This window comes from Aminomonas paucivorans DSM 12260, assembly GCF_000165795.1.
GTDB lineage: Bacteria > Synergistota > Synergistia > Synergistales > Synergistaceae > Aminomonas > Aminomonas paucivorans.
Map to the genome: position 1 here is coordinate 1,997,591 of NZ_CM001022.1, position 24,991 is coordinate 2,022,581.

Here is a 24,991-nt window from a genome sequence, read left to right on the forward strand (position 1 = left end):
CCATCCTACCACGGAGGGGACGCGGTGAGATCCGAAGGTCTGCGGAGAGGGGGTGCGGCTTTCTCAGCTTTCGGGAAACCGGGAGGGGCCCCGAGGCTCCTTGGGTCCCCTTTGCATTTTTTTGCGAAAGGCCTCGCCTTCTTGGGCTTCCGGGAGCTTCTGCAAAAGGGACGGAGCGCCGAAACAGAACCGGAGTCGGGGATAAGGCGTCTCCGCGGCCCGGGACCGGGATCGTCCGCCCGGGGACACACCGAAGGCAAAGGAGAAAGAGGAGGGAACGCCCATGGATCTGCGCATCAACAGCGTCGGCAACGCGGCGGAACAGGCGGCCCAGGCCTCCGAGCAGGCGAAGAAGGCGGCCCAGCAGGAAAAGCCCGCCGAGTCGGCTTCCCCGGCGGCCCCCGCAGAGAGCAAGGAGGCACCCGGGGCCCCCGCCAGCACCGGAGGCGCGGGGGGAGCTTCCCAGCACTGCAAGACCTGCGGGGCTCCCATCTCCTCGGGAGCCACCGTGTGCGGCAAGTGCGGGGCCAAGGTGGAGACCGCGGCGGACCAGCTTCTCAAGGCCCTGACGGAATCGGACATCAAGTCCAAGTCCACGGACAACCGCATCGGCACCCTGCAGGCCCTGTCACAGCTGGAAGACCAGGAGGAGTCCGAGGCCTGAGCCCCTTCTCCCTCTTCCGAGTCCTCTCCCCCGGAGGGGGCTCGGAAGAGGGGCGTCGATCCCCCACGGCGACGACCTCCGGGTCGAAAGGGGAAACGGATTCCGCTTGCGGTAGCCCGACCCTACCCCGCTCCACCCTCTCGGCTTCCCGCTGCGTCCCCGTCCGGAACCACCGATCCGGCCCGGAAGGGAAACCCAGAAAAGGGGGGGGCCGAAGCCCCCCGTGCCTTCCCTTTCGGGCCACCGACCCGGGATGAGGCTACAGCTCCACCACCGAGTGGTGCAGCACCACGTTTCGCTTGCGCAGTTCCTCCATGAACCGCTCCACCGCCTTGTGGTTCTTTCCCACCGCCTCGGGAGGGTTGACCCCGGGCATCTTCAGGACCCCCTCGGCCACGAGACGCCCCACGATGACGCAGGGAAAGCCCGTGGTGCGGGACATGGAGGGGTAGCCCGTCACCCCGTCCCGCTCGTCGTAGAGGCTGTAGCGGTACTGGAGGCGTTTGCCGTCCTTCCTTCCCGTCACCTCCACGTGGTAGAAGGTGAACTCGTTCTCCCCCTCCTCCAGGCGCATCTTCGGGTACGCCAGGGCTCCGAAGAGGTCCCGAGGGACCACCTTGCACCCCTTCACGTCCACGGGCTCCGTGCCGAACAGGCCGATCTCCCGTAGGAACTCCATGCGCTCTGCCGTACCGGGGTAGCGCAGGGTGTACTCCGTCACGTTGGGGGAAGGGATGGTATCCAGCAGGGTGCGGGACCCGTCGGTGAAGAAGCCCTCCATCCGGGGAAGTTTGATCCCCGGCAGATCGAAATCCAGCATCTTGCGGCCCGACAGGGCGGAAACCGTGAGGATCCGGCCGTCCCGTTTGGTGCGGGCGGGGCGCACGTACTCCTCGATGAGGTCGTCGGGGCTGAACACCAGCTTGTAGTCGAAAGGAGGCTTCGGGTCCGCCGGCAGCCCGGTGACGTAGTAGGTCACGTCCTCCACCTGGTCCAGCAGGTCGCAGGCGTAGCCGATGAGGATGCTGGAAGACCCCGGCGCCACCCCCACGTCCTCGAAGGCCGTGACTCCCGCCGCCTTGGCCTGCCCGTCCCACTCCCGGTAGTCCTCCCCCATGAAGGAGATGTCCGACAGGTCCACCCCCGCCCGGATCACCGCCCCCACCATGGGGTAGCCCAGGAAGCCCGGGACGGCGCCGATGCACAGGTCCTGCCCCCTCACCGCCTCGGTGATGGAATCGGGGGAGGTGAAGTCCACGTCGGAACGTGTATCCACTTTCCCCCGCGACCGCTCCTTCGTCCTCCCCAGCCCCGCTTCGTCCCGGTCGCAGACCGTGACCTCGTACCCCTCGTCCTCCGCCAGATCCAGGGCCATCACCGAACCCACCAGCCCGTTACCCAACACGGTGACCTTCTTCTTCACGGGGAACCCCCTCCTCCTCCGGTCGTCTAGGTCTCGCCTGCCGCGTATATGTATACTTTTATTGCATCCAACTCTACCCTCCCTCCGCCGAGGCGTCAAGGCCTTCCGCTGGAAGCTCCAAAGCAAGACAGGCCTGGACAGCCCCCCCAAACGACGTATACTAATGAAAAGATCTATACGTCACGGGGGGATGACTCCATGCAGACCAAGCTGACCTTGCGGCTGGAGGAGGACCTGATCCGTCGGGCCAAACGGGCTTCCGCCCGCACCGGCAAGTCGGTCTCCCAGATGGTGGGGGATTTCTTTCGGACCCTGGAGCAGGACCCGGCGCAGGAGGAGCTGTCCCCCAGGGTGAAGGCCCTGCTGGGGGTTCTTCCTCCCTCGGTCTGCGAAGAGGACTGGAGAGCCCATCTGGAGGAAAAACACCAGTGAAGGTCCTCTTCGACACCAACGTGGTTCTGGACGTGCTCCTGGCCAGGGAACCCTTCGTCCGCCCGGCAACGCTGCTTCTGTGCATGGTGGACCGGGGGGAGATCCGGGGACTCTTGGGCGCCACCACGCTGACGACCCTTCACTACTTGGCATCCAAGGGGATCGGGAGAGAACGAGCCCGGGAGCAGGTACGGCGGCTTCTGGACCTCTTCGACGTGGCTCCCGTGGATCGAGAAGTGTTACACCAGGCCCTGGAGGTAGACTTCCCGGATTTCGAGGATGCGGTCCTCCACGAAGCCGCCCGAGCGGTGGGGGCGGAAGCCATCGTCACCCGAAACGGGAACGATTTCCGCCAGGCCACCCTTCCCGTATACACTCCGGAGGAACTCCTTCGGGCCCTTCAGGCGAAACGGGGGCTCTCGTAAACAGGCTGGGGCGGGGCCGGATGCCTCCGGCCCCGCCCCAGCGATTTCGCCCCGACGAGTTTTCCTCCCGCCTCAGTCCTCGAAGCAGCTGCCCCCCACGAACTCCCGGAGGATGGAGAGGTTCGGCACGTTCTCCGCGGGGATCACCGGCACGAAGCGCAGCATGGAGAGGAGGCGCTGGGCCTCCCCGTAGGCGGGGGACTCCTCCGGCACCGCCCGAAGCAGGGGCTCCGCGTAGCCCTTCAGCACCGGCAGCTCGTACACCAGGGCGGTGTTGAACATCACGTCCGCCCGTTCCTGGTAGGGGAAGATGTGCTTGTGGGACCCCCGGATCACCGAGGGCCACCGCAGCAGGGTGCCCTCCGGGGAGTGGCCCCGCCTCCGGTAGTCCCGCACCATCCGGCGCAGAAGCCGGTCGTCGGTGGTGCTGGTGCGGTTGTGCCGGTCCAGGCTCACCCCCGTGAGGGGGGAGATGAAGATGCGGTACTTCATCTCGTCGGGGATGGACTCGGTGAGGCGGTCGTTGAGACCGTGGATCCCCTCGATGATGAGCAGGTCTCCCTGGCGAAGGCGCAGCTTCTTTCCCGGAGCTCTCTGCCCTGTGACGAAGTCGAACTTCGGCAGCTGCACCTCCTCCCCCGCCAGGAGAGCCTCCAGGTGCTCGTTGATGAGCTTCAGATCCAGGGCCTCGAGGGCCTCGAAGTCGTAATCCCCCTTCTCGTCCCGGGGGGTGTCCTCCCGATCCACGAAGTAGTCGTCCAGGGAGATGGACACGGGGTGCCTGCCGCACACCTGGAGCTGGATCTGAAGCCTCCTGGCGGTGGTGGTCTTGCCGGACCCGGAGGGCCCCGCCAGACAGACCAGGCGCACGGAGGGACGGTCGCAGATCGCCCGGGCCATCCTCGCCAGGGCCTCCCCGTGGAACGCCTCGGAGATGAGGATCAGGTCCAGGGCCTTTCCCGTGGCCACCCGCTCGTGGATGCTGTCCATGGTGCTCACCCCCAGCACGTCCAGCCACTGGGAGTACTCCCGGAACACCTCCGCCAGGCTCTTGGCGGCCTGGAAGGGAGGAAGACGGTCGGGGAAGGAGACGGTGGGAAACTGAAGCACCATGCCCGGGGGGTAGCGGAGCAGGTCGAAGACCTTCACCTGCCCGGTGCTGGAGGCCAGGGGGGCGTAGAAGTAGCCGTAGGTGTCGGCGCAGCGGTAGACCACCGTGGGGTCCAGGGCGGTCCACTGGAGAAGCCGGGCCTTGTCGTAGTTCCCCTGGCGCTCGAAGATGCGCCGGGCCTTGTCCAGGGGCAGCACCTCCCGGTGGATGGGGATGTTCTGGTCCACCAGGTGGGCCATGCCCTGCTTGATGGCCCCCACCTGCTCCTCCGTGGCGGGACCGCCGGAAAGCTCGCAGTAGTAGCCGTCGCTCATGGAGTGGCGGATGGTCACGTCCTGCCCCAGGACCTTCTTGGAGGCCTGCACCAAAAGGAAGCTCAGGGTGCGCCGGTAGACCTCCATGCCCTCGAAGCTGCCCGTGTCCACGAACTCCACCGAGGCGTCCTCGTCCACCACCCAGCCCAAGGGACGGAGGTTGCGGTTCACCCGCCAGGCCACCACGTTGTTGGCCCCGCCATAGCCGGACAGGGAGAGCACCTCCGACCCCGTGAGGGGGGTTTCGCACCGGAGCTTGCCGTCTCCCGCCACATCCACCACAAAACCCATTCCCCTACCCCCTTCGGGGCCCGCAAAGGGCCTGAAAAACCCATGGTTTCATGGTTTCGATTCTAGCACGCCCCCCTCTTGGCCCCCCGGCATCCTTTCGCTCCCGAGTGTTCGCGCAATTCCGACGCATTGCGACCCCTTGAACGAATTGTCTGCTGATGCTATATAGTGCACTGGGTGGTCCACCAGAAGGAGGAGTCGGCGGATGGAAAACCAGCGACTGCGCCAGACCCGGATCTACGAAAAGGTGGTGGAGGAACTCAAGGGGGACATCGCCCGCGGAGCCCTCCGGCCAGGGGATCCCCTGCCTCCGGAGCGCAAGCTCATGGACGAGATGGGGGTCAGCCGCAGCTCCCTGCGGGAGGCCTTCCGGGTCCTGGAACTCCTGGGGCTCATCGAGAGCATCCCCGGGAAGGGACGGTTCGTCCGCCGGCCCCGAAGCGCCGCGGGGGAAGGCCGCAAGATGCCCCTGGAGGACGAGGCCATCCTGGAACTCATGGAGGCCCGTCGGCTTCTGGATCCCTCCATCGCCCGGGAGGCGGCCCGGCGCGCTCTGCCCGCGGACCTTACCCGGCTTCGGCGCATCATCTCCGTCACCCAGACGAACCTGGACGACCTGGACCACCGGGCCCAGTCGGACTTCGACTTCCACCTGGCCATGGCGGAGGCCACCCACAACTTCGTGTTCGTCAACATCATGCGGATGAACTTCAACCTCATCCTGGCCACCCACGACCGCATCTACCGCCTCCTGACGGACAAGGAGGCCTTCCTCCACGAACACATGGCCCTCTACGAGGCCATCCTGGACCACGACGGCTCCCGGGCGGCGGAGCTTTCCGCCTCGCACATCGAACGGATCTACAAGACCCTCCAGGAGGTCATGGCCCTGGAGAAACCGGTCTGACCACGAACGCCAGCCCCTACGGGGGAACCATCTCATACACACAGGAGGGAACGAAAATGAAGGAACGCATCATGCAGCTCCTCCCGGAGATCCAGTGGATCGGCGACCCCACCCTGCGGGCTCAGGTGGTGGCCAGCTACGAAGACGCGCTGAAGACCGGCGGGTGGGAACCCGACGACATGGCCAAGATCCCCTTCACCCTTCTCATCCCCAACTGCCCCGCCTCCTACCTCACCCACACCCGCGGGGTGGTCCGGGTGGCCAAGGCCTCCATGGACGAGTTCAACGCCCTCTACGAGAACGAGGGGGGCTTCAAGCTGGACAACGACAAGCTGGTGGCGGGAGCCCTGCTCCACGACGTGGGCAAGCTGGTGGAGTACGAGAAGACCCCGGACGGCAAGTTCGTGAAGTCCCAGATGGGCAAGGACCTGCGCCACCCCTTCTCGGGCACCGTCATCGCCCTGCGAAACGGCGTGTCCAGCGAGATCGGCCACATCATCGCCAACCACGCCCACGAGGGGGACGGCACCCTGCGCAGCCCCGAAGGGGTCCTGGTCAACAAGGCGGATTTCATCAACTTCGAGACCATCAAGTCGTTCCTGGGGATGAAGTAGGGACCCGGCGACGCCGGGCAGGCTGAGAAGACACACGGGAGGTGCAGGCCAGATGGGCAAGACGATGATCCAGAAGATCATGCAGCGGGCCTCGGGCAAGGAGGTGCAGATCGGCGACCGGGTCTGGTGCAACGTGGACCTTTCCACGGCCCGGGACTTCGGGGGACCGAACTGCGTGCTCCAGTTCGAGGAAGTGACGGACAAGCAGGGCAAGGTGTGGGATCCCAAGAAGATCGCCTTCACCTTCGACCTTCAGGCCCCCGCCCACTCCGAGAAGGTCTCCAACAACCAGAAGATCATCCGGGAGTTCTCCCGCAAGCAGGGCATCGACAAGGTCTTCGACATCAACTGGGGCATCGGGCAGCACGTGCTCCTGGAGAACGGCCACGTGAAGCCCGGGGACGTCATCCTGGGGACGGACAGCCACATGAACCTGCTGGGCGCCGTGGGGGCCTTCGCCACCGGCGTGGGCAACACGGACATCGTGGCCTCCTGGATCCTGGGGACCCTGTGGTTCCGGGTGCCCGAGACCATGAAGATCACCGCCACGGGCAAGTTCGCCAAGGGCGTGTACATGCGGGACCTCCTCACCCACCTGGTGGGGACCCTGGGAGCGGACGGCATGTTCTTCAAGGCCGTGGAGTTCTACGGCGACACCGTGGAGAACAGCACTCTGGCGGACCGCATCACCCTCTGCTCCATGGTGACGGAGATGAGCGGCAAGGTGGGGCTCATCATGCCGAGCGGCCCCGTGCTGGACTGGCTGGCCGCCCGGGCGGGAGACGAGGTCCGCCAGCGGGTGAAGGATCTGGCGGCGGACGCGGACGCTCCCTACTGCCAGGAGGTCTCCGTGGACGTGTCCAAGCTGGAGCCCCTGGCCTCCTGCCCCGACGCGCCGGACAACGTGAAGAAGGTCCGGGAGGTGGCGGGGGAGAAGATCCAGCAGGTGCACATCGGCTCCTGCTCCAACGGCCGGTTCGAGGACATCACCGCGGCCTTCGAGGTGCTCCAGGCGGGGGGCTTCCAGGTCTCCCCGGAGGTGCGCACCATCATCACCCCCAGCACCCGGGAAGTGATGAAGCAGTGCGCCGAGGCGGGGTACATCCAGAAGTTCCTGGAGGCGGGAGTGGTCTTCACCAACCCCACCTGCAGCCTCTGCACCGCGGAGCACTACGGCGCCCTGCCCTCCGGCGACGTGGCCATCTCCACCACCAACCGGAACTTCATCGGCAAGGTGGGCAAGGGCAGCCACACCTACCTCATGAGCCCCGCCTCCGCCATGGCGAGCGCGGTCCGGGGCGTCATCACCGACCCCCGGGACATCCTGGGCTAGGAACGGGACTAGGGAGGGAACGATCATGAGCGACGCGATCCTTCGCGGCAAGGCCTGGGTCTTCGGGGACGACGTGGACACGGACCTCATCTACCACAACAAGTACCTGGCGGAGACGGACCCCAAGAAGATGGCCCAGTACTCCTTCGAGTACTACCCCGGCAAGGAGCACTTCGCCAAGGAAGTGAAGCCCGGCGACTTCGTGGTGGCGGGGCGCAACTTCGGCACCGGCTCCAGCCGGGAGCACGCGGTGTACTGCCTCAAGGAGATCGGGGTGCCCGTGGTGCTGGCAGAGAACTACGCCCGCATCTACTACCGCAACGCCATCAACAACGGCTACCCGGTGCTCTTCGTGAACGGCATGTCCGACGCCATCAAGGCCGGGAAGATCCAGGACGGGGACGAGCTGGAGGTGGACCTCGCCACCGGCCGGATCAAGAACGTCACCAAGGGCACGGAGTTCCACGGCGACGCGGTGACGGACCTGGAGAAGGACATCATGGGCGCGGGGGGCCTGATCGAGTACCTCAAGGCCCAGGCGGCCAAGAAGTAGGGAGGGACGATCATGGGCAAGACCTTTGCCGAAAAGGTGCTGGGCAAGGCGGCGGGCTACGCCGTGAAGGCGGGGGACGTGGTGACCGTGGAGCCCCACTTCTGCATGAGCCACGACAACGCCGCCCCCATCGCCAGGACCTTCAAGAAGATCGGGGTTCCCAAGGTCTGGAAGCCGGACCACATCGTGTTCATCCTGGACCACGCCATCCCGGCCCCCACGGACGAGCACGCCCAGAACCACAAGGAGATCCGGGAGTTCTCCGCCGCCCAGGGCATCAAACACTTCTACGACGTCACCAGCAAGGGCGGGGTGTGCCACCAGAAGATGTGCGAGGAGGGCTTCGCCCTTCCCGGGCTGGTCATGATCGGCAGCGACAGCCACACCTGCACCTACGGGGCCTACGGGGCCTTCTCCACGGGCATCGGCCGCTCCGAGATGGCCGCCGCCTGGGCCACCGGCAAGATCTGGTTCCGGGTGCCCGAGTCCATCAAGATCACCCTCACCGGCTCCTTCCAGAAAGGGGTCTCCGCCAAGGACCTGATCCTGAAGATCATCGGAGACATCAAGGCGGACGGGGCGGACTACATGAGCGTGGAGTTCCACGGACCGGGGATCCACGCCATGTCCCTGGCGGAGCGCATGACCCTCTGCAACATGGGCATCGAGATGGGCGCCAAGAACGCCGTCTGTCCCCCCGACGACAAGGTGCTGGCGGACATCCAGGGCAAGGAGAAGACGAAGGACTGGGAGGCCCTGTGGGCGGACGACGACGCGGCCTACGCCAAGGAGCTGGCCTACGACCTGGGGACGCTGGTTCCCTGCGTGGCCAAGCCCCACACGGTGGACAACTACGCCTCCATCGACGAGGTGAAGGACACCCCCATCCACCAGGCCTTCCTGGGCAGCTGCACCAACGCCCGCATCGAGGACCTGCGGCTGGCGGCGGCCATCCTCAAGGGCAAGCAGGTGGCGGTGCGCACCATCGTCATCCCCGCCTCCTGGGTGGTGTACCGGCAGGCCATGAAGGAAGGGCTGATCGACGTGTTCCTGGACGCGGGCTGCGTCCTCGCCAACCCGGGCTGCGGGCCCTGCATGGGCAACCACGAGGGCATCCTGGCCCCCGGGGAGGCCTGCATCAGCACCGCCAACCGGAACTTCAAGGGGCGCATGGGCAACAAGGAAAGCTTCATCTACCTGGCCAGCCCCATGACCGTGGCGGCCTCCGCCCTGACCGGCAAGATCTCCGATCCTCGGGAGGTGCTGTAACCATGAAGATCCAAGGCAAGGTGTGGAAGTACGGCGACGACGTGAACACCGACGTCATCTTCCCGGGGAAGTACACCTACACCATCAAGGAACGCTCCGAGATGGCCAAGGTGGCCTGCGAGGACCTGGACCCGGAGTTCAACAAGAACGCCGCGGCGGGGGACATCATCGTGGGGGGCAAGAACTGGGGCTGCGGCTCCTCCCGGGAGCAGGCGGTGACCTGCCTGGTGGAACGGGGCATCGGGGCCATCATCGCCAAGGGCTTCGCCCGGATCTACTACCGCAACTGCCTCAACGAGGGGCTGCCCATCCTGGTCTCCCCGGAGGCGGTGGACGCCATCCAGGCGGGGGAGCAGGTGGAGATCGACTTCGACGCGGGGCAGATCCGCACCGCCTCGGGCAAGTCCTTCTCCTTCCCCCCCTACCCGGAGTTCGTCCGGGGGCTCATCGAGGACGGGGGCCTCATCCCCCACGTGAAGAAGTCCCTGGGGCTGAAGTAGCCCCTTCCGGAAGACACGGGAATCACCAAACGAAAGGGAGGTTTTTCGCATGGCCCGCAACGTGCTGAAGGTGAAGGAACAGAAGGATCGCTACCAGGTCTGCTACATGGCGGGGGACGACTCGGGCTTCGACATGATGGAGGGGGCCCTCCTGGTCCTGGAGTCCCTGAACCTGCCCATCGACTGGGTCCGCGCCGACCTGGGCTGGTGCATGTGGGAGAAGTCCATCCAGAAGTTCGGCGAGGGAGATCCCCGCTGCAACACCGTGCCGCCTGAGACCATCGAGTCCATCAGGAAGACCGACGCCACCCTCATGGCCGCCATCACCTCCAAGGCGGGGGTGAAGGGCTTCAAGTCCGCCATCCTCCAGATGCGGCAGCTCTTCGACCTGTACATCAACCTGCGCCCCGCCAAGACCCTCCCCGGCGTGGGCACCCCCCTGAAGGGCGACCCGAAGGTCGACATCGTCCTCTTCCGGGAGAACACCGAGGACCTCTACTCCGCCGTGGAGTTCTTCCCCCTGCCGGCGGAGCACTACGCGCTGCACAAGGGCATGGAGCGGTTCAAGAAGATGGGCGACGTGGCCGTCTCCTGGCGGGTCTTCTCCACCGTGGGCTGCGAGCGCATCATCCGGGCGGCCTTCGAGTACGCCAAGGCCACGGGCCGCACCACCGTGCACTGCTGCAACAAGGCCAACGTCATCCGGGAGACCGACGGTCTGATGAAGCGCCTCTTCCTCCAGATCGCCAAGGAGTACGAGCAGTTCGGCATCAAGGGGATCGAGGAGAACGCCGACGCCACCGCCATGTGGCTCATCAAGAACCCCCAGGACTACCAGGTCATCGTGGCCTCCAACGTCTTCGGGGACATCCTCTCCGACGAGGCCAGCCAGCTCACCGGCGGCCTGGGCTTCGCCCCCAGCGGCAACATCGGGGAAGGCACCGCCCTCTTCGAGCCCTCCAGCGGTTCCGTGCCCAAGTACGCCCACCAGTACCGGGTGAACCCCTCCGCCATGGTGCTCACGGCGAAGATGATGCTGGAGTACCTCGGCCTGGACGACGCGGCCAAGAAGATCGAGAAGGCCCTGGGTGAGGTGCTGGTGGAGAGCAAGCCCGGCACCCTCACCTACGACGTGCTGCGGGACTTCCGGGGCGATCCGAACTGGGAGAAGAACGCCGCCTCCACCATCGACATGGCCGCCGCCATCGCCGGGAAGATCAACCCGGCCTTCGCGGGCAAGGTCCTGGAGGACGCCAAGGCCAAGGTCCACGCCATGTGCGACTGGACCAAGACCGTGGGCTTCGAGGACTAGGGATTCCCGGGGGCGCAAGCCTCGACGGAACACGCCGGGGCCCGCTGATCCACAGGCGGGCCCCGTTTCCTTGGGGAGGGATGAACCCATGAAGACCGCACAGGCGGGGACGGTGGAGTCCATGGACTGCCTCGTCACCCTGAGCGAAGGAACCGCCGGGTCCGGCGTGGCGGTGCAGATCGCCGGGTCCGGGGCGGCGCGCTTCCGCACCGCCATGGAGAAGAAGGTCCGGCAGGTCCTGGAGAGCCTCCAGGCCTCGGACGTATCGGTGAACGTGCAGGACAACGGGGCCCTGGACATCGTCCTGGGGGCCCGAGTGGAGGCGGCGTACCGCCGCTTCGCGGGAGGTGAGGGGCGATGAGGCGCACCATGCTCTACCTGCCCGGCAACAACCCCAACATGCTGGTGCGGGGACACCTCTTCGGCCCCGACGGCCTGGTCCTGGACCTGGAGGACGCGGTGTCCGTCTCCGAGAAGGACTCCGCCCGGGTGCTGGTGCGGGAGATGCTTCGCCAGGGGGAGTTCGGCTCCTGCGAGGTGACGGTGCGCATCAACGGGGTGGACACGGAGTACTGGCGGGACGACCTGGCCGCCGTGGTCCCCGCAGGGGTCTCGGGCATCCGGGTCCCCAAGGTGGAGGGCCCCGAGACCATCCGGATCCTGGACGAGGAGCTTTCAGGCGTGGAGTCCAAGGCGGGGATCCCGGTGGGGCAGACCAAGATCTTCTGCCTCCTGGAGACCGCCCTGGGCATCTGGAACGCCTACGACGTGGCGAAGGCCTCCCCCCGGGTGGCGGCCATCATCCCCGGCGGGGAGGACCTCACGGCGGACCTGCGCACCAACCGGTCCCCGGAGGGCACGGAGCTGGAGTGGGCCCGGCGGATGCTGGTCTTCGCCGCCCGGGCCGCGGGGGTGGACGCCCTGGACACGGTGTTCCCCCGCATCACCGACGACGAGGGACTGCGCCGCGAGGTGGGCTTCATCAAGCAGTTGGGCTACGACGGCAAGAGCGTGATCCATCCCAACCAGATCCCCATCATCCACGAGGTCTTCACCCCCACGGAGGGGGAGATCGAGAAGGCCAAAAAGGTCGTGGCCGCCGCCAAGGACGCGGCGGAGCGGGGCCTGGGGGCGGTGTCCGTGGACGGACGCATGGTGGACGCCCCGGTGGTGAAACGGGCCCAGTACACCCTCACCCGGGCGGGCCTGTCGGAGGAGGTGCAGGGACATGGCTGTTAACGCCGCAGGACGGGACATCCCCTCCTCCATCCCCGGCTACGGGGAGGTGCGCCCCTACCAGGGGGCCTTCGCGAGGGTTCCCGAGGGCTTCCGGGCGGGGGGCAGGCTGAAGGCGGTCAACGGCTCCTGCCGGGACAAGCGTCTGAAGGACATCGAGGCGGCCATCGTCGCCTCGGGCCTCAAGAGCGGCATGACCGTCTCCTTCCACCACCACCTGCGCAACGGGGACTACGTGGTGAACCGGGTGATGGACGCCTGCGCCGCCCTGGGCATCCGGGACCTCACCCTCTTCCCCACGGCCCTCTTCGGGGTGCACAAGAAGCTCATCGACCACATCAAGTCCGGAGTGATCCGGCGCATCATGGGGTCCGTCAACGGCCCCATCGGCCAGCTGGTCTCCGAGGGAGGCATGGACGCGCCGGTGGTGCTCCGCAGCCACGGGGGACGCCCCCGGGCGGTGGCCGCCGGGGACGTGCACATCGACGTGGCCTTCGTGGCCGCCCCCTGCGCGGACCGGTACGGCAACCTCTCCGGGGCGGAGGGGCCCGGAGCCTGCGGCTCCCTGGGCTACACCTTCACGGACGCCCAGTATGCGGACTGCGTGGTGGCGGTGACGGACCACCTGCGCCCCTACCCCATCGCCCCCATCTCCATCCCCCAGTACCTGGTGGACTACGTGGTGGAGGTGGACAGCATCGGGGACCCCGCGGGCATCGTCTCCGGCACCACCCGGGTGACCCGGGACCCGCTGCGGCTGCTCATCTCCCAGTACGCCTCCCGGCTCATCGAGGCCTCGCCGTACTTCGTCGACGGCATCTCCTTCCAGACCGGCGCCGGGGGCATCCCCCTGGCGGTGACGGCCTTCATGAAGGAAGCCATGAAGAAGCGGGGCATCAAAGGCAGCTTCGGCCTGGGGGGCATCACGGGGTACTTCGTGGACCTGCTCAAGGAAGGCCTCGTGGAGAAGCTCATGGACGTGCAGTCCTTCGACCTGGAGGCGGTGAAGTCCATCGCCACCAACCCGAACCACATCGAGATCTCCGCGGACTGGTACGCCAACCCCTGGAACGGCGGCGCGGCGGTGAACATGCTGGACGTGGTGATTCTGGGGGCCACGGAGCTGGACCGGAACTTCCACGCCAACGTGAACACCGAGGCGGACGGGGCGCTCCTCCACGGCATCGGGGGGCACCAGGACACGGCGGCGGGGGCGAAGCTCACCATCATCGCCCAGCCCCTGCTCCGGGGCCGCATCCCCTGCGTGGTGGACAAGGTGCACTCCGTCACCACCCCCGGCGAGGTGGTGGACGCGGTGGTCACGGAGTACGGCGTCACCCTCAACCCCCGGCGGACGGACCTTCTGGAAGCCTGCCAGGCCGCGGGCAACGTGCCCCTGGTGTCGGTGGACGAGCTGGTGGACCGGGCGCACCGCATGGCGGGCCCCATGGACCCGGTGGCCCAGGAGGAGCGCATCGTGGGGGTCGTCGAGTGGCGGGACGGCACGGTGATCGACGTGGTGCGGCAGTTGAAACAGAAGGCCTGACGGAGACCGGAAGGCGAGGGGGCGGGGCTCGGTGAGGCCCCGCCCCCCTTCCTTTTCCGGAACCCATGGACCTCGCGGAGGGAAGGTCAGCCCCGAGGAACGATCCGCTCCAAAAGCCAGGCCATGTTCCGCCCCAGCACCCGCATGTTCTCCATGCCCTCCTGGTCCTCCGCCACATCCCCCGGTTTCATGCCGTAGCCCATGTTCCAGTAGGACGCCCCCACCAGGTAGGTCTGCATCATGTGGAGCCAGTGGTTGAGGGTGTCGAAGGCGTGGGTGGCCCCACCCCGGCGCACCGCCAGGACCGCCGCTCCCGCCTTGTGGCGGAACAGCCCCCCGTTGGCCCCGGAAACCAGCCCCGCCCGGTCCAGAAAGCCCTTCATCTCCGACGTGACGTCGGTGTAGTACACGGGAGAACCCAGGAGGATGCCGTCCGCTTCGGCCATCTTCGCCACCAGCTCGTTCAGGGGGTCTCCCTCCAGGACGCAGCGCCGGTCCCGGTTCTCGAAACACCGGCGACAGGCCACGCACCCCCGGAAGGGACGCCCCCCGATGCGCACCAGCTCCGTCTCCACCCCCGCCGCCTCCAGCTCCCCGAAGACCGTCCGCATCAGGATCTCCGTGTTGCCCCCCTCCCGGGGGCTGCCGTTGATGCCCAGAACCTTCATGGCCTCTCCTCCTTCGGGCCGGGTCGCGGCCTCCTCCGAAGGTTACAGGGCCTCCCGGTACAGCGCCAGCACCTGTTCCCGTGTGTAGGGGCGAGGGTTGGTGGCCCCGATGGCTTCCCGCATGGCCTCCTCCGCCAACCCGGGCAGATCCTCGGCCCGGACCCCCACGGAGGAGAGCCCCGAGGGGATCCCCACCTCCCGGGCCAGGGCGAAGAGGTCCCGCACCGCCGCCTCCCCGTTCTCCCGCTCGCTGTGCCACCCCTTCCCCACCCCCAGGGCCAGGGCCACCTCCCCCATCTTGAGGGGCGAGGCGTCCAGGTTGAACCGGGCCACGTGGGGAAGCAGCAGGGCGTTGCACAGACCGTGGGGCAGGTTGTACAGCCCCCCCAGGGGGTGGGCCATGGCGTGGGTCAGCCCGAGCCCCGCGTTGTTGAAGGCCGTCCCCGCCAGGAAGCTGCCGTAGCACATCCCCTCCCGGGCCTCCAGATCCTCCCCCTTCTGCACCGCCCGGGGCAGGTTCCGGCGGATCAGCTGCACCGCCTTGAAGGCCTTGCCGTCGGTGATGGGGGTGGCCCCGGTAGAGAGGAGGGCCTCCACCCCGTGGGTCAGGGCGTCCATCCCCGTGGCGGCGGTGAGGGAGGGGGGCATGGAGAGCATCATCTCCGGGTCGTTCACGGAGACGCAGGGGGTGAGACGCCAGTCGGTGATGGTAAACTTGGAGTGGTCCCGGTCGTCGGAGACCACCGCGAACTGGGTCACCTCGCTGCCCGTGCCCGCGGTGGTGCTGATGGCCACCAGGCGGGGCAGGGGAACCGCCACCCGGCCATATCCCTCGTAGTCCCGAAGGTTTCCCCCGTTGGACACCAGGATGCCCACGGCCTTGGCGGAGTCGATGGCGCTGCCGCCCCCCACCGCCACCAGCAGGTCGCAGTCCCCCGCCAGGAAGGCCTCCGCCCCCCGCACCGCCACGTCCACCGTGGGGTTGGGCACCGCCTCGCAGAAGGAGACCGAATCCACCCCTCCCTCCCGGAGCAGCTCCCCGATCTGCGCCGCCTGGGCCTCTCCCACCTCGCCCCGGGAGGCCACCACCAGAGCCCTTTTTCCCCCCAGGATACGGGCCTCCCGCCGGATTTCCCCCACACACCCCGCCCCCAGCAGGTTGAGGCTGGGGATGTAGTAGCGACAACCGCCTACCCCGACCATGTCCATCCTCCCTTCCGCGCCCAGGAGGGCACACCGCTTCAGCGTCATGATAGGATCAAGGGAAGAGGATCGCTAATGGGCGATCAGGGGTTTTTTTGACCGCCCGCGAAGGAGGAAACCCCATGCCCGATGCCCCGAGGACCTACCCCCAGCCCGACGACGAGACCCTGCGCCGGGTTCTCACGCCCCTGCAGTTCGCCGTGACCCGGGAGAACGCCACGGAGCCTCCCTTCCGCAACCCCACCCACGACGAACGCCGGGAGGGACTCTACGTGGACGTGGCCACCGGGGAACCCCTCTTCTCCTCCCGGGACCAGTTCGACGCGGGCTGCGGCTGGCCCAGCTTCTCCCGCCCCCTGGACCCCGGGGCGGTTCGGGAGCGGGAAGACACAAGCCACGGCATGGCGCGCACGGAGGTGCGCAGCCGAAGCGGAGACAACCACCTGGGACACCTCTTCGACGACGGCCCTCCGGACCGGGGGGGCCTGCGCTACTGCATCAACAGCGCCGCCCTGCGCTTCATCCCCCGGGAGAAGCTGAAGGAAGAAGGCTACGGGGAATACGAAGACCGGTTTCGCTAGGGGACGGGAACCGGGGTCCTGCGGTATCATGCCTGAGGCCCCTGGGGCACACTGGAACAAGCGGAGGCGCGGAGAGGATGCCGCAGAAGAGTCTCAACGCGGAGGAGCGGGCCTATCGCTCCATCATCAAGCTGATCCTCTCGGGGTTCTACCGCCCCGGGGATTTTCTCCTGGAGGTGGAACTGGCGGAACGCCTCCAGATGAGCCGGACCCCCGTGAGCCGAGCCCTGGCCCGGCTGGTGGTGGAGGGCTTTCTGGACAAGATGCCCAAGAAGGGGTGCTTCATCCCCGTCCCCACCCCGGAGGACGCGGCGCAGGTCTTCCGCGCCCGCATCGCCGTGGAGAGCGAGGCGGCGGCCGGAGCCGCCCGGCTCGCCACGGAGGAGGAGATCCGCCATCTGGAGGACCTGGTGGCCCAGGACGAAGAGGCGGTACGCACCCTGGCCAAGGAGTCCTTCTCCGCCATCAACGAGGCATTGCACCTGGGCATCGCCCGGGCGTCCCGCAACGCCTACCTGGAGCGCTGGTGCCGCTACATCTTCTGGCGGTCCAATCTCTACGTCTTCTACCTGGACAGCTTCTACCGATCCGTGGAACGCAGCCAGGTGCCCCCCCAGAAGACCCCGGCACAACACCGGACCCTGGTCCAGGCCATCCGGGAGCACGACCCGGAGGAAGCGGCCCGGCTCATGCGGGTCCACATCGAACGCAGCTACGAGGTCCTCCTCTTCCGCCCCGAAGACCCCAGACCCTAGACTCGCCCCTAACAGAGGGCCCCGTATCTCTCCGGGGCCCTTTCGTTTTTTCTTTCTCCAAGTTGACCCGCTTCCCCCGTCGTGGGTAAAATCAGACAAGTGATCATTGATGGATACATTACCCCGTCCCGGACGGGGTTCTTCTTTTCTCTCTAGATATGGATACATCAATCCACCCACAAGGGAGTGACGGGCATGGCGGGAAAGCAGGTTCTTCTTCTCGGCCTGGGAAAGCAGGGACGGGCAGCCCTCTGGGATCTCTCGCGGGACCCGAGCATCGAGACCCTTCGGATATGCGACCCTTCCCCGGAAACCGCCGAGGTGGCCTCTCGCTACGGCGGGGGAAAGGAGACGATCCTTCCCCTCTCCGCAGAGGACCCGAAGGGTCTTCTGCGGGAGATGGAACGGGCGGACGGGGTCCTGGAGACTCTCCCGGGGCGGTTGGCCCTCCCCGTGGCCCGTCTGGCCGCCCGGGCAGGGGTCCCCACGGTCAGCACCATGTACCTGGCCGATCCGGGGGAGCGGGACCCGCAGCGGCGTCTGGCCCAGCAGGAGGAGCTGATCGCCCTGGACGAGGAAGCCCGGCGGACCGGGGCCATTCTGCTCCCGGAGTGCGGCATGGACCCGGGGCTGGACCTGGTGCTCTGCAAGGAGGCCCTTCGGGGGTTCGAGACGGTGGAGTCCCTGGTCTCCTACGGGGCGGGGTTTCCCGAGGCCGCCGCGGCGGACAACCCCCTGGGCTATCGGTTCACCTGGTCCATCCCGGGGGTGATGCGCTCCTACCTGCGTCCCGCCCTGGTGATCCGGGGAGGGAAAGCCTGCCCCATCCCGGCGGAGGCGGTCTTCGCCCCGGAAAACACCAGACCCCGGCACGAGGAGGAGGACAAACGGCCATGAGTAACCTCGCACCATCTGAACTGCGACCCCTAGCACACATCGGGGTCCTCTGCTGGGAGGCGGGCAAGGTGCCCCGGGGGCTGGTGCAGCTGGAAGCCCTGCGGGGGAACAGCACCAACCCCCTCACCTATCCCTTCCCCGTGGCGTTCCGGCGGGTGGAGGGGGCCTGCTGGGACACCATCCTGGAGCACCCGGACCCGGAGGTGCACCGAAGGATGGTGGAGGCGGGGCGGGAACTGGTGGCCTCCGGGATCCGGGGGGTGACCACCAGCTGCGGCTTCAACATCCTGCTTCAACAAAGGCTGGCGGAGGCTCTGGGGGTGCCGGTCTTCACCTCCAGCCTCCTCCAGGTCCCCTGGGTGGCCCGTCTTCTGGGCCCCCGGGCCCGGATCGGCGTCCTCACCGCCAAGGAGGACGCCCTGACGGAGGAACACCTGCGCTGCGCCGGCATCGACCCGGCGTCGACCCACATCCGGGGCCTCGACGCCTGCCCCCAGTGGAGCCGGATCTTCCGTTTCCCGGAGGAGCCGGTGGATCTGGAGGCGATCCGAAAGGAGGTGGTGAACACCGCCCTCGACGCCCTCAAGACCGCCCCGGACATAGGCGCCTTCGTCCTGGAGTGCACCGACCTGCCCCCCTTCGCGGAGGCGATCCGACGCGCCACGGGAAGGCCGGTCTTCGACTTCGTCACCCTGGTGGGATGGGTCCATTCCGCCTTGGGCATCCAAACCCCCGATCCGGTGGGGGGAACACGTACATTCGGCCATGGGAGGCATGGATCATGAAGAGCATTCTGGTTCTCGGAGCGGGACGGGTGGCCCGCCCCTGCGTGCAGTATCTGTTGGGAAAGGGACATGCCGTCACGGCGGTGGATCTGGCCCAGAAGAACCTGGACCAGGTCCTGGGAGGGCACCCCCAGGGTACGGGGCTGCTCGGCGACGCGGGACGGGAGGCCGCCGCCCTGGTGGCGACACGGCATTCGGATCTGGTGGTCTGCCTGCTCCCTCCCCGGTTCATGGGCCCGGTGGCCCGAATCTGCCTGGAGGCTCGGGTCCCCTTGGTGCACCCCGCCTACCTGGACGAGGAACAGCGATCCCTGAGCGCGGGCTTCGAGGCGGCGGGGGTGACGATGCTGCCGGAGCTGGGGCTGGACCCGGGGATCGACCACATGTCCGCCGCCCGAACGGTGCGGCGCATCCGAAGCCTGGGGGGCCGGGTGCGGTCCTTCCGCTCCCTCTGCGGGGCCCTGCCCGCGGCGGAGGCCAACACCAACCCCTGGGGGTACAAGCTCTCCTGGGCCCCGGAAAGCCTCATCGGGGCCAGCCTGCGCAGCGCCGCCATCCTGGAGGGGGGACTGGCGGTGCACCGTCCCGACGGGACGACCTACCGCCACCCGGAGCTGGAGGAGATCGAGGGCCTGGGGTGGTTCGAGGTGTACGCCAACGGCGATTCCCTCCCCTACCGGGAGGCCTACGGCATCCCGGAGGTTCGGGATCTCTACCGGGGGACCCTGCGCTATCTGGGCTGGTGCGAGACCATCTGCGCCATGAACCGCCTTCGGCTGGTGAGCGGCGAACCGGAAGACCTGGGGGGGATCCCCCTGCGGGACCTCCTGGCCCGCCGCCTGGGATGCGGGAGCGACCAGGTGGAGGGGGCCTTCTGTGCCGCCCTGGGCCTGGAACGGCACTCCGCGGTGTTCCTGCGCTTCGCCTGGTTGGACTTCTTCTCCCGCCGGCCCATCCCGACCTCCTGCGCCACCCCGCAGGACGTGGTGTCCTGGCTCTTCGGGGAAAAGCTGGTCTACACCCCGGAGGAGCGGGATCTGGTGGTGCTGCGGGACCAGTTCCTGGTGGAGGTCCCGGGAAGCGCCAAACTGCTGCGCCTGCGCTCCACCCTGGTGGACTTCGGGGAGCCGGGAGGGGACAGCTCCGTGGCCCGCACCACCGGTCTGCCCCCGGCCATCGGCGCCCACCTGATCCTGGAGGGGCGCATCCGCACCCCGGGCATCCACACCCCCGTGCTCCCGGAGATCTACGAGCCCATCCTGGAGGAGCTGGCAGCCCAGGGGGTGGCCCTACGGGAGGAGGAGACGGAAGTCTAGCTCCTCTCCCACACGCAAGAGGGGGCGGCCACCAGGCCGCCCCCTTTCGCGTCGCCCCGTGGGGTGTTCCTCCCCTTCAGCTCCGGTCCCGCAGGAGGGGCAGGGAAGAGCAGTGCAGCCCCCCGCCGTGCTTGCGGCACTCCTCGTAAGGGGTGGTCAGCACCGTGCAGCCTCGCTTCGTCAGCAGCTCCGCCGTCCAGACCGCCGAGGCGTCCAGGATCACCTTCCCCGGGGCCACGGCCAGACAGTTGATGGCCGCTCCCCCGTCGTCCCGGAAATCCACGGGAATCGCCTCGATGCCCAGCTCCGCCAGTTTTTCCAGGAACCAGAAGGGCAGCCGCTCCACCTGCACCAGGGCCTTGTCCCGGTCCACCATCAGAAGGGCCCCGTCGATGTGCATGCTGTAGCCCACCAGGGGCACCTCCAGAAGCTCCGTATCCTGGTGCCGCAGGACGCACCGGAGCTGGTCCACCCCCGCGGCGTTCTGCCGGGAGCTGGTGCCCACCACGGCGGTGCGCTCGTTGAGGAAGGTGAAGCTCCCTCCCTCCAGCAGCCCCGCCCCGTGGACGGTGTGGAGGATGGGCATCCCCAGCTCCGCCAGCTTGCGGGAAAGGAAGGCCTCCTCCCCCCGCCGTCCCGTCCCATAGGGTTTCCCCACGGGTCCCATGCGACCCACCACGGCTCCACCCTTGACCACGATCCCGTTGTCCCGGACGAACATGGCGTTGGGGTCCCGGGGACCTCCTTCCAGATAGACCACCTCCGTCCCGCAGCCCCGCAGGACCTCCGCGAAGGCGTCGTGCTCCCTCTGCATGGCCCCCAGATCCGGCCCGCGATCGGAGCGGAAGTACCACTGTTCCTCGTCGTCGATGAGGGCGTCCAGCTCCGGATCGTACCGGTCCGAGGTCATCCGCAGGATCTCCTCCCCCGGACGGTGGAGCAGCACCGTCCGCAGGGGCCCCACGTCGTCGTAGACCCCCCAGCGTCGGCCCCAGACCCGGGCCTGCATGTCCTCGTCCTCGAAGGCCGGCAGGGCCCGGGAAGGGATCCTCCGGAGGACCAGATGGTAGTATTGGGCGCTGTCTCGCAGCTTCATGCTTCCCCTCCCTTTCCTTCGGACGTGCCCATCAGGCTTCGTCGGGACGCCGCCGTCCCAGGATCGGTTCTCCCCTCTTGCCCAGCCAGGCGATGCCGATGCCCAGGTAGGCGGTCAGGATCGACACGATGGGGTTCATCCAGTTCAGGAACGCGTAGGGCAGGTACTCCAGGGTGGGCACTCCGAAGAGCCCCGCGTGGTAGGCCCCGCAGGAGTTCCAGGGCACCAGCACGGAGGTGATGGTGCCAGCGTCCTCCAGGCAGCGGGAGAGCATCCGGGGGTGCAGCCCCTTCTGGGCGAAGGTGGTCTTGTACATCCGCCCGGGGATCACGATGGCCAGGTACTGGTCCCCCAGAAGGATGTTGCAGGAAACGCTGGAGAGGATCACCGCCGTGACCAGGCCGCCCACGGTGCGAACCCTCGCCAGGACCTTCTCCAGGATCACATCCAGGAAACCGCACTTCTCCATGACTCCGCCGAAGGCCAAGGCGCAGAAGCTCAGGGAGACGGTCCAATTCATGGCCTGCAGCCCTCCCCGGGCGAGGAGGTCCTTGAGCATCCCTCCCACCTCCTTGGCCAGGTCCGGCCGGATGGAGAGGTTGTTCTCTCCCAGCACCTTCAGGGCCGCGGCGGTGTCGGAGGCGTCCGCCAGGGCGGCGGACAGGGCGGGGGAATAGCCGTTCTGCAGCACGTTCAGCATATCTGCGATCCCCACCCCCTGGAGCAACGCCATGGCGCTCCCCGCCAGAACTCCGGCCATGAGGCCGGGCAGGGCGGGGATCTTCATGGCCACCAGGGCGATGACCAGCACCGGGGGCAACAGTCCCCAGGGAGACACGTGGAACTCCCGGGCCATCACCGCCTGGATGGCCTGGATGCGCTCCACCTCCAGGGTCCCTCCGGCGAAACGCATCCCCAGTGCCAGGGCCAGGATCAGGACGATGACGTAGGTCGGGCCGGTGGTCCACAGCATGGCCCGGATGTGCTGGAACAGGTCCGCTCCCGCCACGGCGGGGGCCAGGTTGGTGGTGTCCGACAGGGGAGACATCTTGTCCCCCAGGTAGGCCCCGGAGATGATGATGCCCGCCGCCAGGGGGGTGGGGATCTTCAGACCCGCGGCAATGCCGATGAGGGCGATCCCCACGGTTCCCGAGGTCCCCCAGGAGGATCCCGTGGCCAGGGAGACGATGGAGCAGATCAGCAGGGTGGACACCAGGAACACCCGGGGGGAGAGGATCGAAAGACCGTAGTAGATCATGCTCGGGACGATGCCCCCCTGGATCCAGGACCCCACCACGAGACCGATGGTGTACATGATCAGGATGGCCGTCATGGCCATGGTGATGCCTCCGACGATGCCTTCCTCGATGACCGCCCAGGGCCGACGGAGCACGAAGTAGCCAACCGCCGCGGCGAAGACCGTGGCCAGAAGCACGGGGATGTGGACGTCCACCTTCCACAGCAGCACCCCCGCCCCAATCACCGTCACGGAAAAAGCCACCACGATCAGCGCCTCCAGAAACGTGGGCGCCCGTCCGGTTCTCTCTGTCATGGGAAACCCTCCTTTCGGTCCTTCCGGTTCCGTTCCTTCCCGCTTTTCCTTCGGGGTGTCCCTAGATCGGGTCCCTCCTGAGGAACGCGGTGAGGCAGTGGGTGGCCCCCCAGGCCTTCACGATCTCCGAGAGGTCCGCCTCCACGCACTCCACCCCCGCCTCCTCCAGGAGGGCCCGGGTCCCGGGGTTCCCCGAGGGAAGCACCACCTTTCCGGGACGCAGGGTCACGAAGTTGATCCCGAAGGTGAGCTTCACCTCCTCCACGTGGGGGTTCTCCAGGATCCGAAAGCCTCGATCGAGGAGGGGGCGGCAGACCTCGTAGGGCACCTGCCAGGGGAAGACCATGACTGTCTTCCGGTCCGGGAAGTTCATCAGCCCGTCCAGATGGGCGTGCCCGAAGGGGATGGGGAAGCGCAGGAAATCCGTCACCCCGATCTCCCGGAGTTCCCGTTCCACCTGCCGTGCCCCCGCCTCGTTTGCCCGGCAGCCCGTCCCCAGGATCACCGTCCTGCGGTCCACCCACAGGAGGCAGGCCCCCTCGAAGATCCCATCCCCGTTGACCGTCTTCAGGATGGGCACCCCCAGCCGGGCCAGGGCCTCAGCGGCGAAGCGCTCCTCCCCCCGCCGGGCCTCCATGGCGGGACGGCACACGATGGCCCCCTCGGGAGTCATGAGCACCTGATCCCGCATGAACAGGGCGTTGGGCCGGTCGGGGCGGTACCCCTCCACGTAGTGCACCGTCACCCCGTGGGCCCGGTAGAGGTCCGCCAGCGCATCGTGCTGCCTTCGGGCCGTCTCCGGATCCACGGGGGCCTTGAAGCGCACCGCCGCAGGGTCCGTCACCCCGTCCAGCTCCGGCCCGGGCCGACGCATGAGCACCGCTTTCAGAACCCCCGCCTCGGAGTCGCAGTACCAGTCGCCCCAGTAGTCCCCCAGGCTCTCCGCAAAGTTCCGCTCGCTGGGGTACCACCGCTCCCCCCGTACCGTCACCTGCTGCATGATCCTTCCCCCTTCCCGTCGTCCCTCAGGTCCCTCTCGAAGTAGCTGAACCGGCAGGGGCGTCCCTCTTCCAGCGCCGGTTCCCCCGCCAGGTAGACCCGCTCCAGTTCCCAGTTCTCCCCGAACACCGCCAGATCCGCGTCCGCCCCCGCCCGAAGGGCTCCCTTGCGGGGATACAGGCCCAGGCGCTTGGCCGGGTTGGCCCCCGTCAGGGCGAAAGCCGTCTCCGGGGGAAACCCTCCCCGAAGCAAGGCCTGCAGGTTTTCCAGAAGGGAATCCGTCCGCTCCAGGTACAGCCCCAGATAGGTTCCCTTCGCATCCCTCCGGGGCAGCCCCACGTTGCCGTCGGAACTCAGGGTGATCCGTTCCGGAGCCACCCCCCCCGCCACCAGCTGCTCCACCGCCTTTGATGCCTTGACGGAAACCAGGCAGCCCCGATCGGGTTCCAGGATGGTGCTCAGGTCCACGTTGCCCCCCCGGAGGGCATACCCCCGGGCCTGCTCCAGAAGGTCGGCGTTGGTGTTGCAGTGGGTGGGGAGGGAGCGGTCCAGGGGGACTCCGCTGCGGCGGTGCGCCTCCTCCAGGAAGGCGAAGGGATCCCCGTACTCCGCCACGTGGAGGTGCATCAGCCCGGGTTTGCCGCTCTGCAGCCCCGCCACGTACACCTCGCTGGAGAGGCGACAGAATTCCTCCAGGCTGGGATGGGAGGAGAACCGGTCCGTCAGGGCCACCTTGCAGCCCAGCACGTAGGGCAGAAACACCACGTCCTCCCCGGGGCTTCCCAGGATGGAAGGGGCGGGGAAGCGAAAATTCCCCGTGTGCATGTAGGCCCCCAAACCCTCATCCCGGAGAGCGAGGACCTTGTAGGCCAGCGCCTTTAGGTCCTCGCATCCGTAGCCCATGCCCAGAAGCCCCACAGCGGTGGTGATCCCCGCACGAAGGAAGTGGGAGAGGAAAATCTCCGGGGTCTTGCTGGTGTACCCCTCGTCCCAGGTGGCTCCGGTGAAGTGCACGTGCCCGTCCACCAGTCCCGGGGCCGTCACCCGCCCCTCCAGGTCCGTCTCCTCCGCAGGGCACCCCGAAACCCGAAGTCCCCTTTCCATGGCCTGGATCCGTCCCCCCGCAAGCAGCAGGTCCACGGTCCGCCACTCCCCCGTGCCCCCCGGCTCGGGGGCCACCCTCGCGTTGCGCAGGATCCTCATGCTTTC

At 67.5% G+C, this 24,991-nt stretch carries 26 protein-coding genes; 18 read left to right on the plus strand and 8 right to left on the minus strand.

Annotated features, from left to right (window positions below; all coding sequences use genetic code 11):
- Positions 1 to 283: 283 nt before the first annotated feature.
- A complete protein-coding gene (locus APAU_RS09470; protein WP_006301526.1) occupies positions 284 to 664 on the plus strand; it encodes a zinc-ribbon domain-containing protein in 381 nt (126 codons plus the stop codon).
- Between the two features lie 259 nt (positions 665 to 923).
- On the opposite strand, the gene APAU_RS09475 is transcribed toward APAU_RS09470, so the two are convergent.
- The gene (locus APAU_RS09475; RefSeq protein WP_006301527.1) at positions 924 to 2,087 is read right to left on the minus strand and encodes a saccharopine dehydrogenase family protein; all 1,164 of its coding nucleotides are present in this window, start codon (positions 2,085 to 2,087) and stop codon (positions 924 to 926) included.
- 198 nt (positions 2,088 to 2,285) lie between these two features.
- Here APAU_RS09475 and APAU_RS09480 point away from each other — a divergent pair, with 198 nt between their 5' ends.
- The gene (locus APAU_RS09480) at positions 2,286 to 2,519 is read left to right on the plus strand and encodes a DUF6364 family protein (protein ID WP_006301528.1); all 234 of its coding nucleotides are present in this window, start codon (positions 2,286 to 2,288) and stop codon (positions 2,517 to 2,519) included.
- Positions 2,516 to 2,944 carry a PIN domain-containing protein gene (locus APAU_RS09485; protein WP_006301529.1) on the plus strand — a complete coding sequence of 143 codons (429 nt, stop codon included), beginning with the start codon at positions 2,516 to 2,518 and terminating at the stop codon, positions 2,942 to 2,944. The genes APAU_RS09480 and APAU_RS09485 overlap by 4 nt, the downstream gene beginning before the upstream one ends.
- A 72-nt stretch (positions 2,945 to 3,016) precedes the next feature.
- On the opposite strand, the gene APAU_RS09490 is transcribed toward APAU_RS09485, so the two are convergent.
- Entirely contained in the window at positions 3,017 to 4,660 is a 1,644-nt protein-coding gene (locus APAU_RS09490; protein ID WP_006301531.1) for a nucleoside kinase, read from the minus strand.
- A 205-nt stretch (positions 4,661 to 4,865) separates the two neighbouring features.
- Here APAU_RS09490 and APAU_RS09495 point away from each other — a divergent pair, with 205 nt between their 5' ends.
- The 10 genes from APAU_RS09495 (at position 4,866) to citF (ending at position 13,930) form a co-directional block, all read left to right on the plus strand.
- Complete coding sequence (locus tag APAU_RS09495) at positions 4,866 to 5,567, plus strand: FadR/GntR family transcriptional regulator (protein WP_006301532.1); 702 nt, start codon at positions 4,866 to 4,868, stop codon at positions 5,565 to 5,567.
- A 56-nt stretch (positions 5,568 to 5,623) separates the two neighbouring features.
- On the plus strand, positions 5,624 to 6,181 hold the full coding sequence (locus APAU_RS09500) for an HD domain-containing protein (RefSeq protein WP_006301533.1): 558 nt from the start codon (positions 5,624 to 5,626) through the stop codon (positions 6,179 to 6,181).
- A 52-nt stretch (positions 6,182 to 6,233) separates the two neighbouring features.
- Positions 6,234 to 7,514: a 3-isopropylmalate dehydratase large subunit gene (locus tag APAU_RS09505; RefSeq protein WP_006301534.1), complete on the plus strand. Its 1,281-nt coding sequence runs from the start codon at positions 6,234 to 6,236 to the stop codon at positions 7,512 to 7,514.
- A gap of 25 nt (positions 7,515 to 7,539) precedes the next feature.
- Positions 7,540 to 8,067, plus strand: coding sequence for a LeuD/DmdB family oxidoreductase small subunit (locus APAU_RS09510; RefSeq protein ID WP_006301535.1), 528 nt, complete (start codon positions 7,540 to 7,542; stop codon positions 8,065 to 8,067).
- A gap of 12 nt (positions 8,068 to 8,079) precedes the next feature.
- Positions 8,080 to 9,336 (plus strand): 3-isopropylmalate dehydratase large subunit, encoded by a 1,257-nt coding sequence (locus APAU_RS09515; RefSeq protein ID WP_006301536.1) that lies wholly within the window; start codon positions 8,080 to 8,082, stop codon positions 9,334 to 9,336.
- 2 nt (positions 9,337 to 9,338) lie between these two features.
- Positions 9,339 to 9,836, plus strand: a complete 498-nt coding sequence (locus tag APAU_RS09520) for a LeuD/DmdB family oxidoreductase small subunit (RefSeq protein ID WP_006301537.1) — start codon at positions 9,339 to 9,341, stop codon at positions 9,834 to 9,836.
- Positions 9,837 to 9,885: 49 nt separating this feature from the next.
- Entirely contained in the window at positions 9,886 to 11,148 is a 1,263-nt protein-coding gene (locus APAU_RS09525; RefSeq protein ID WP_006301538.1) for an isocitrate/isopropylmalate dehydrogenase family protein, read from the plus strand.
- A gap of 88 nt (positions 11,149 to 11,236) precedes the next feature.
- On the plus strand, positions 11,237 to 11,509 hold the full coding sequence (locus tag APAU_RS09530; RefSeq protein ID WP_006301539.1) for a citrate lyase acyl carrier protein: 273 nt from the start codon (positions 11,237 to 11,239) through the stop codon (positions 11,507 to 11,509).
- Positions 11,506 to 12,387 carry an HpcH/HpaI aldolase/citrate lyase family protein gene (locus APAU_RS09535; protein ID WP_006301540.1) on the plus strand — a complete coding sequence of 294 codons (882 nt, stop codon included), beginning with the start codon at positions 11,506 to 11,508 and terminating at the stop codon, positions 12,385 to 12,387. The genes APAU_RS09530 and APAU_RS09535 overlap by 4 nt, the downstream gene beginning before the upstream one ends.
- Positions 12,377 to 13,930, plus strand: coding sequence for a citrate lyase subunit alpha (gene citF, locus APAU_RS09540; protein ID WP_006301541.1), 1,554 nt, complete (start codon positions 12,377 to 12,379; stop codon positions 13,928 to 13,930). Before APAU_RS09535 ends, citF begins: the two co-directional genes overlap by 11 nt.
- Positions 13,931 to 14,016: 86 nt before the next feature.
- Here citF and APAU_RS09545 read toward each other — a convergent pair whose 3' ends face one another.
- Both APAU_RS09545 and APAU_RS09550 read right to left on the minus strand, forming a co-directional pair.
- On the minus strand, positions 14,017 to 14,598 hold the full coding sequence (locus APAU_RS09545) for a flavodoxin family protein (RefSeq protein ID WP_006301542.1): 582 nt from the start codon (positions 14,596 to 14,598) through the stop codon (positions 14,017 to 14,019).
- Positions 14,599 to 14,640: 42 nt separating this feature from the next.
- On the minus strand, positions 14,641 to 15,801 hold the full coding sequence (locus APAU_RS09550) for an iron-containing alcohol dehydrogenase (RefSeq protein WP_006301543.1): 1,161 nt from the start codon (positions 15,799 to 15,801) through the stop codon (positions 14,641 to 14,643).
- 122 nt (positions 15,802 to 15,923) lie between these two features.
- Between APAU_RS09550 and msrB the strand changes: the two genes are divergently transcribed.
- From msrB to APAU_RS09575, 5 genes are all read left to right on the plus strand, one after another.
- On the plus strand, positions 15,924 to 16,382 hold the full coding sequence (gene msrB / locus APAU_RS09555; protein WP_040345055.1) for a peptide-methionine (R)-S-oxide reductase MsrB: 459 nt from the start codon (positions 15,924 to 15,926) through the stop codon (positions 16,380 to 16,382).
- 77 nt (positions 16,383 to 16,459) lie between these two features.
- On the plus strand, positions 16,460 to 17,137 hold the full coding sequence (locus tag APAU_RS09560; RefSeq protein WP_006301545.1) for a GntR family transcriptional regulator: 678 nt from the start codon (positions 16,460 to 16,462) through the stop codon (positions 17,135 to 17,137).
- Between the two features lie 195 nt (positions 17,138 to 17,332).
- Positions 17,333 to 18,034, plus strand: coding sequence for a saccharopine dehydrogenase family protein (locus APAU_RS09565; protein WP_006301546.1), 702 nt, complete (start codon positions 17,333 to 17,335; stop codon positions 18,032 to 18,034).
- Positions 18,031 to 18,819, plus strand: coding sequence for an aspartate/glutamate racemase family protein (locus APAU_RS09570; RefSeq protein ID WP_006301547.1), 789 nt, complete (start codon positions 18,031 to 18,033; stop codon positions 18,817 to 18,819). The genes APAU_RS09565 and APAU_RS09570 overlap by 4 nt, the downstream gene beginning before the upstream one ends.
- Positions 18,816 to 20,135, plus strand: a complete 1,320-nt coding sequence (locus APAU_RS09575) for a saccharopine dehydrogenase C-terminal domain-containing protein (protein ID WP_006301548.1) — start codon at positions 18,816 to 18,818, stop codon at positions 20,133 to 20,135. Before APAU_RS09570 ends, APAU_RS09575 begins: the two co-directional genes overlap by 4 nt.
- Positions 20,136 to 20,211: 76 nt before the next feature.
- Here the strand turns inward: APAU_RS09575 and APAU_RS09580 are convergent, their stop codons facing one another.
- The 4 genes from APAU_RS09580 to APAU_RS14700 all read right to left on the minus strand — a co-directional run bounded on the left by APAU_RS09580 (position 20,212) and on the right by APAU_RS14700 (position 24,985).
- Entirely contained in the window at positions 20,212 to 21,231 is a 1,020-nt protein-coding gene (locus APAU_RS09580; RefSeq protein WP_006301549.1) for a dimethylarginine dimethylaminohydrolase family protein, read from the minus strand.
- A gap of 31 nt (positions 21,232 to 21,262) precedes the next feature.
- The gene (nhaC, locus tag APAU_RS09585; protein ID WP_006301550.1) at positions 21,263 to 22,783 is read right to left on the minus strand and encodes a Na+/H+ antiporter NhaC; all 1,521 of its coding nucleotides are present in this window, start codon (positions 22,781 to 22,783) and stop codon (positions 21,263 to 21,265) included.
- Between the two features lie 61 nt (positions 22,784 to 22,844).
- The gene (locus APAU_RS09590) at positions 22,845 to 23,783 is read right to left on the minus strand and encodes a dimethylarginine dimethylaminohydrolase family protein (protein ID WP_006301551.1); all 939 of its coding nucleotides are present in this window, start codon (positions 23,781 to 23,783) and stop codon (positions 22,845 to 22,847) included.
- Complete coding sequence (locus tag APAU_RS14700) at positions 23,771 to 24,985, minus strand: amidohydrolase family protein (RefSeq protein ID WP_006301552.1); 1,215 nt, start codon at positions 24,983 to 24,985, stop codon at positions 23,771 to 23,773. The genes APAU_RS09590 and APAU_RS14700 overlap by 13 nt, the downstream gene beginning before the upstream one ends.
- Positions 24,986 to 24,991: the final 6 nt, after the last annotated feature.

Bases quoted from the DNA above. Each gene is read 5' to 3' on its own strand.
- APAU_RS09570 (WP_006301547.1), top strand. From the start codon at position 18,031: ATGAGTAACCTCGCACCATCTGAACTGCGACCCCTAGCACACATCGGG.
- APAU_RS09515 (WP_006301536.1), top strand. From the start codon at position 8,080: ATGGGCAAGACCTTTGCCGAAAAGGTGCTGGGCAAGGCGGCGGGCTAC.
- APAU_RS09520 (WP_006301537.1), top strand. From the start codon at position 9,339: ATGAAGATCCAAGGCAAGGTGTGGAAGTACGGCGACGACGTGAACACC.
- APAU_RS09490 (WP_006301531.1), bottom strand. From the start codon at position 4,660: ATGGGTTTTGTGGTGGATGTGGCGGGAGACGGCAAGCTCCGGTGCGAA.
- msrB (WP_040345055.1), top strand. From the start codon at position 15,924: ATGCCCGATGCCCCGAGGACCTACCCCCAGCCCGACGACGAGACCCTG.
- APAU_RS14700 (WP_006301552.1), bottom strand. From the start codon at position 24,985: ATGAGGATCCTGCGCAACGCGAGGGTGGCCCCCGAGCCGGGGGGCACG.
- APAU_RS09560 (WP_006301545.1), top strand. From the start codon at position 16,460: ATGCCGCAGAAGAGTCTCAACGCGGAGGAGCGGGCCTATCGCTCCATC.
- APAU_RS09565 (WP_006301546.1), top strand. From the start codon at position 17,333: ATGGCGGGAAAGCAGGTTCTTCTTCTCGGCCTGGGAAAGCAGGGACGG.
- APAU_RS09530 (WP_006301539.1), top strand. From the start codon at position 11,237: ATGAAGACCGCACAGGCGGGGACGGTGGAGTCCATGGACTGCCTCGTC.
- nhaC (WP_006301550.1), bottom strand. From the start codon at position 22,783: ATGACAGAGAGAACCGGACGGGCGCCCACGTTTCTGGAGGCGCTGATC.
- APAU_RS09510 (WP_006301535.1), top strand. From the start codon at position 7,540: ATGAGCGACGCGATCCTTCGCGGCAAGGCCTGGGTCTTCGGGGACGAC.
- APAU_RS09480 (WP_006301528.1), top strand. From the start codon at position 2,286: ATGCAGACCAAGCTGACCTTGCGGCTGGAGGAGGACCTGATCCGTCGG.
- APAU_RS09545 (WP_006301542.1), bottom strand. From the start codon at position 14,598: ATGAAGGTTCTGGGCATCAACGGCAGCCCCCGGGAGGGGGGCAACACG.
- APAU_RS09580 (WP_006301549.1), bottom strand. From the start codon at position 21,231: ATGAAGCTGCGAGACAGCGCCCAATACTACCATCTGGTCCTCCGGAGG.
- APAU_RS09500 (WP_006301533.1), top strand. From the start codon at position 5,624: ATGAAGGAACGCATCATGCAGCTCCTCCCGGAGATCCAGTGGATCGGC.
- APAU_RS09505 (WP_006301534.1), top strand. From the start codon at position 6,234: ATGGGCAAGACGATGATCCAGAAGATCATGCAGCGGGCCTCGGGCAAG.
- APAU_RS09575 (WP_006301548.1), top strand. From the start codon at position 18,816: ATGAAGAGCATTCTGGTTCTCGGAGCGGGACGGGTGGCCCGCCCCTGC.
- APAU_RS09550 (WP_006301543.1), bottom strand. From the start codon at position 15,801: ATGGTCGGGGTAGGCGGTTGTCGCTACTACATCCCCAGCCTCAACCTG.
- citF (WP_006301541.1), top strand. From the start codon at position 12,377: ATGGCTGTTAACGCCGCAGGACGGGACATCCCCTCCTCCATCCCCGGC.
- APAU_RS09495 (WP_006301532.1), top strand. From the start codon at position 4,866: ATGGAAAACCAGCGACTGCGCCAGACCCGGATCTACGAAAAGGTGGTG.
- APAU_RS09525 (WP_006301538.1), top strand. From the start codon at position 9,886: ATGGCCCGCAACGTGCTGAAGGTGAAGGAACAGAAGGATCGCTACCAG.
- APAU_RS09590 (WP_006301551.1), bottom strand. From the start codon at position 23,783: ATGCAGCAGGTGACGGTACGGGGGGAGCGGTGGTACCCCAGCGAGCGG.
- APAU_RS09470 (WP_006301526.1), top strand. From the start codon at position 284: ATGGATCTGCGCATCAACAGCGTCGGCAACGCGGCGGAACAGGCGGCC.
- APAU_RS09535 (WP_006301540.1), top strand. From the start codon at position 11,506: ATGAGGCGCACCATGCTCTACCTGCCCGGCAACAACCCCAACATGCTG.